General features: G+C 68.4%; 4 protein-coding genes. 1 reads left to right on the forward strand and 3 read right to left on the reverse strand.

Going from position 1 to position 5,547, the window contains the following annotated elements:
- Positions 1–1,203 (reverse strand): HNH endonuclease signature motif containing protein (locus E1266_RS35070; protein ID WP_132054554.1); only part of this gene is annotated, 1,203 nt, incomplete at its 3' end.
- Positions 1,204–2,936: 1,733 nt separating this feature from the next.
- Complete coding sequence (locus E1266_RS35080) at positions 2,937–3,425, reverse strand: hypothetical protein (protein WP_132054558.1); 489 nt, start codon at positions 3,423–3,425, stop codon at positions 2,937–2,939.
- Positions 3,426–3,659: 234 nt separating this feature from the next.
- On the opposite strand from E1266_RS35080, the gene E1266_RS35085 reads away from it, so the two are divergent.
- Entirely contained in the window at positions 3,660–4,130 is a 471-nt protein-coding gene (locus E1266_RS35085; protein ID WP_132054560.1) for a hemerythrin domain-containing protein, read from the forward strand.
- 572 nt (positions 4,131–4,702) lie between these two features.
- Here E1266_RS35085 and E1266_RS35090 read toward each other — a convergent pair.
- Complete coding sequence (locus tag E1266_RS35090) at positions 4,703–5,143, reverse strand: pyridoxamine 5'-phosphate oxidase family protein (RefSeq protein ID WP_132054562.1); 441 nt, start codon at positions 5,141–5,143, stop codon at positions 4,703–4,705.
- Positions 5,144–5,547: the final 404 nt, after the last annotated feature.

Below are 5,547 nucleotides of genomic sequence, written 5' to 3' on the forward strand. Positions count from 1 at the left end.
AGGTAGGGGGTGCTCGGGAGGTGGGAGGCGGTAGGTGTAGCGGCCGTTCTGGGGTCGTGTTACGTGGATTTGGTTGGGATTGCTGGCCTTGAAGCGGTTGTGGAAGCCGCAGGTCAGGGTGAGGTTGTCGATGTCGGTGGGGGTGTGGCCGAGCGCCCAGCCGGCTACGTGGTCGACTTCGCACAGTGTCCCGGGGACTTCGCAGCCCTGAACTGCGCATGTTGGGTTGAGTGCTTCGAGTACTCGGCGCTGGGCCGGGGTGGCGAAGCGGACGGTTCGGCCGAGGTACAGGGGGACGTGGCCGCGTCCGAGGAGGAGTGGTGAGACCCCGGCGGACAGGGCGATGCGGCGGGCTTGATCGGCGGGGATGGGGGTGCCGTCGGTTAGGCGTGCGGGGGTGTTGCCGCCGGTGAGGGTGTCGAGGTCGCAGATTACGGTGACCTTGGTGGCCTTGTGCCCGCCCGACAGGATGCTCGCCAGTCCGGCGGCCGTGCGTTCGGAGAGGTCGCGGTCGTCGTCGGTTCCGGCGGGCTTGGCCAGGGGGCCCAGGGTGCCGTCCCAGATGGCGGCGTCCTCGGCGTTCAGCCAGCCCTTGATGTACCGGCCGCCGTCCAGGGAGCGGGTGGTGTCGATCCAGGAGCGTTCGTATCCGCGCCGGGAATCGGGATCGGGGGTGTCGGTGCCGTCGCGTTCCGCGATCAGGTCGGTGATTCGGTTGCCGAACGCGGCGACCTTTCCGGCGGAGAACCCCTGTCCGGCGAGGTCGAGCAGGATGTCCTCGGCCTTGGCACAGTCCTCGTCGTTCAGGCGGGCCACGGCACCGGCCACGGTGGCGGCGTACCCGTAGGACAACTTCCCGGCCGCGAGACGTTCGGCGACCTGGGGAAGTCGGTGCCGTTCACGGGCGAGGGCGATGCGCTCCTTGGCGCGGGCCTCTCGCATGCCCAGCCGGGTCCGCAGCCAGCTTCGCACCGACGGGAAGCCCCAGCGGCGCACTTCTCCTGAGGCGTCCACCCGTCCGATCAACCCGGCCAGGACGCTTTCGTGCAGGTCGGTCGTGTGGGCGAGGGTCTCGGCGTCCTTCATGCACACGGCTGGAGAGTCGGGTGCCGGACGCCGAGCGAGTTCGGACGCGGTCGCAGCCGCCATGCCCACCAGCTCACTGCTGGACATCACCGCCAGATCGAATCCCCTCGAACACATGACTCGATGTTATCGAACATTCACAGTTCGTGTTCACGGTTCGAGGTGAGAATATTGAGACCTTGCGGCTAGTCGGAGTTGCTACTTATATAAGCCTGGGGCCTCGCTGGCTCACCGTAGTGATCTTTCGCGGCCTCGTGCCTTTTGGGAAACGAGTGGAAGTGGCCGGAGATCGTCTTCAATCGTTGGGGTGGCGACGGGGGGAACGGCGAGCCGTTTGCTTAGGGGTGAGTTTGTGTCGACTCGCCTTGAAGAGGTGAGAATTGCCCATGATTCCCGTATACCGCATAAGCGTCGTTTCTGTCATCGGGCGGCGTGATCGTCATCGCAGGCGGTGATGCGATTCCCGGTGCCGAGGTGCCGGATGCCCTGGTCCAACGCGCACGCTGGTCACCGGTCCTGTCGCGGCCGCGTGCTCGGACGCCTTGGCGTCGGTGAGGACGAACACGTCGTCGCCGATCTCGCCGTAGGCGCGCTGAACCGCCGCGACATGGAGGCGCTTCTCTTACCAGTGCCTCGTCTCGCCGAAGGGCTCCACGCCAGCCCCGGTGAGACAAGGTGCGTGTGAGTGATCTCGTGGGGGTGCCCAGCCCCTCGGACACATCCCCGTCATGTTGCTGCCCCGGGTCAGGTGGAACGCGATCTGGGCGCGGCAGCAACTCGAGCCGCGCGTGTTGCAGGACGTCCAGTGGCCCGCTGCGGCGCTGGCCCGTAATTCCAAGGCTGCCTTGGACGCGCCGGCGTCGTGTTTGGCGTGCGCGGCTTCGAGCGCCCGCGTCGCACGGGCGGCGGATCGGGGGTCAGCTCGGCCGCGTCTGCAGGAACGCGGCTGCGGCGGCCAACCTGCCGCGGGCACGGACCGCCGCGAGGGCGGGTCCGTCAGGGGAGGCGGGAGAACCGAGCCAGCGAGGCGCCGCCGACAGGGCTGGACGCAGGCGGCCGCCGGCGACGGGGCCGGGCGCCGACAGTTGCTGCCGTGCCGTCGACCTTGTCCTGCCCGACCTGCGCCTGAGCCTGGACGCCGACACCCGCCCGGCCGAGCGCTCCAGTTCGGCGGCGGCCTCCTCGTCAGTGCCCAGCACGGCCTGCCGCGGTGCCCAGCGCGCCGGTCAGGATCGACTCGCGGGGTCGGTCCACATCTCTCGCGGAACGTGTGTGCGACACCGTTCAGCTTTTGAGGTGTGACGCTGCCCCTCCCTGCCGCCCGTGAGGACCTGGAGGCATCATTGGCCAAAAAAATGGTGGCGTGTCGGTCCTTGTGGGTGTGGGGGGCTGGTTGGCGTCGTTCCTTGTTCGTTTTCTGGGCCACGCCGCCGGGCCCGTCACGAGCGGGTTGGCCAAGTCAGTCGCCCAGCCCCCGCCCCGGTCAGGATGCACGGGTCACCGTGGCGGCCCTGGTCCTCTGGAACCGTAGGCGCGGGCGCCGTTGAGGCCGTTCAGGGAGGCGCCGGTCCGCGGTCTGCGGTCGGCGCCTCTACGCGTCACGGGGCCGTAGCCGGGCGCCTGCGGGATGGTGCGGGCGAGTAGCTCGGCCCGCGTGCTGCCGCAGCCGGGTGAGACAGAGATTGCTCGGGTGGGAGTGCGGCGCCTTGTGGTGGCCGAGATGGGGGCTCGGCCGCGCAGCGCAGTTGCTCAAGAAGGCCATGGACGCTTCTGAGCTTTAGGTGATCTTGGGAAGTGGGTTGCCCGTTTGAATGCGTCGGAAGGGCAGGGCGTGGCGGACTCGGTGGCTTTCAGGTGACGGGGCGGCCGAGTTCAAAGTGCAGGACTGTCTTCAGCTCGGCCGTGCGGTTTTGGATGTCGATGGCGCCTGCGGCGTCGAAGTCGAAGTGGGCCTGGAGGGTGGCGGGGATGTGGTTCGAGGTGGCTTGGCCGAACTCGATGCGGGTGACATCGACTGGGCAGTGGGAGGCGACGAGATAGATGGAGCCGTCGATGTAGCCGTCCTCTGGGTTCACCGGAAAGGTGAAGGTGCGCTGGCTCAACCCGGCCAGTTCGGTGGCTTGCAGATGAATGTGATCGAGTGCGATTTCCGTCTTGATGAGTTCTGGCCCGCGGTTGTCGGGTCGGAAGCTGGCGGGCTCGTACTCGTCGTCCGCAGAGAAGGGCTCAAGGGGAATCGTGATGTGCCAGGTTCCAGCGACCGGATGGTCAAGGGTGGCCGGCCAGTAGCAGATGGCTCCGGGCTTGAGCTTGAGGAAATCGTCGGTCAGTTCGATCACGAGAGAAGTGTGTCAAAGGATCTGAGTGCGGGGCTGGCAAGGCCCGAACAGGTCCTGGCAGCGGATCCCGGTTGCCCTCCGGAAGTGGCTGCCGTTCTAGGACGGTTGGGTGCTGTCCGCTTCGTGATACCTTCGCCCGCAGCGTCGCGTGCTGGTGGCAGGCCGTGCCAGGCATGGAGGCGCCGGACCGAAGGGAATCGACGACGATGATCGTCGTACCTTCGCTCTTCACCTGTGGGTGAGGGCGAGAAGACCAGGCTGGTGGCCTGGAGCAATGAACTGCGCCGCGTGCATGACAGGCTTCGCGAAGCGCTGAAGGTGACCCGACACGCATTGGCCGCTGGTGAGCAGGCCGAGTCGGCGACCAGGGATCTGCTGCTGTTCTGTCACGGGTTCTGCGCTGCCCTGAGCGCCCACCACGTGGGCGAGGATCGTGACCTGTTTCCGGCGATCGCCGAGCAGCATCCCGAGCTGGGTGAGACGTTGCGGTACCTGCGGCAGGACCATTCGATGATCGAGCACCTGCTGACCGGGCTCCAGGCCGCTGCGGCTCGGGCGGCCCCGCCTGCGGAGCTGGACAGGCACCTGGAGGGGCTGGCGGCGATCATGGAGTCGCACTTCAGGTATGAGGAACGCCAACTGCTGTCCGTCCTGGAAACACTGGCGCTGGACGCGGACCCCGCCGCAGTTCTAGGGCCTCTGTGACCGTCCCAGCGGGCGTGAGTTCGGAGGACGTCTGGCGGTCCGCGCTGCGTTGCGGGACGCCCGTGAGCGGAGCTGCTGGTGCAGTGGCGTGGGTAAGCATGTTCGGCATGGAGAGTGCGCGGGCGTCCGCCGCCCGTGGCCGTCGCGTTGGCGCTCTGCGGTTTTGGGGCCGCGCGGTCATCGGATGCGGCGGTGTCGTCCGCTGCACTTGTTCGAAGCGGGGGCGGTACGTCACCGGGGGTCCGCCTGGCCAGCGGTCTTCCGCAGAAAGCCGCCGACCAGCACCGGCGTCCTGTGCGCGCTACCGCCGACTCCCTGGGATGGGCGGCGCTGCGCATCGCCCACCTCGACCCGGACTTCGGGGTGCAGGCCCGCCGAGTTGGTCGACCGCCTCACCGTGATGGCCGCCCAGCCCCTACGCAAAACCGGGGGTCGCAGACGAGTACCACCGGCCCGACGTCCTGCCCGGGTCAGCCGCGTTCCGACAGCACATCGCCACGATGCGGGGATGGTGATCGTCCGCCAAGGTCGCCCACCGCGAATTTTGTTTGCCTGGAGGGCAATCAGGATCGTTAGTGGGATTGTTTGGTGTAGTCGCGGGTGTACCAGCGCTCCGGACGCACCCGTGTCAGGACCATTTCCCCGGCGACGTCCTTCGTCGCCTCCAGGTACTCGGCGCCGCCTTCGGCGCCCAGGTAGCGCTCGGCCAGTGCGCGGCGGTCCTCGGGGCGGGCCGGATCCTCGAACCCGATGACCGGTCCCTCCACCGAGGCGTACCGGTAGGGCAGCGCTGCCTCCTGAACCACCAGGCTGACCCGGCCCGCCGCCCGGATCAGGGCCATCTTGCGGCTGTCCCGGCCGGTGATGAAGGTGATCTCGCCGCCCGGCTCGTAGGTGTACCAGACGGGCAGTGCCAGCGGCGCTCGGCCCGCCTCGTCCGCGACGCTCAGAATGCCCACGTACGTGCCGGCGAGGAATGCCTCCCGCTCGGCCGCGCTCATCACCAGGGTCATCACGGCTCCTCTCCGCCGATCTCCCAGCATGCCCGAGACCGGTGTTCCGCCGATACGGCGGGACCGGACGCTCAGGGCCGGATCGCGGGCGGCGTGGACGGCGTGGACGGCGTGGACGGCGTCCCGTGCGAACCGGACGCTCTGGTCCCCGCTTTCTCCTAGCCGAGGACCCGGCGGCCCGTCCCGATGACGCCCTCGACGTCTACCAGCGCCTTTGCCCCCGGATAGGGGGGATGACCCCGGTCCCGGGCTGGACGTCCCGCGACCTGCTGATGAACCCCGCCCACCTGGGAGAACGGCGAGGGGTCCCGGTAACCGCCTGTTTGCCGTGCGTGTTCGCGGGTAGCCCGGCGTTCGTCAGTGGGGCGGGGCCACTGGCGGAGCCGCGGCAGGGGGAGTTGGCG

Source organism: Actinomadura sp. 7K534 (assembly GCF_004348575.1).
Classification (GTDB): Bacteria; Actinomycetota; Actinomycetes; order Streptosporangiales; family Streptosporangiaceae; genus Spirillospora; species Spirillospora livida.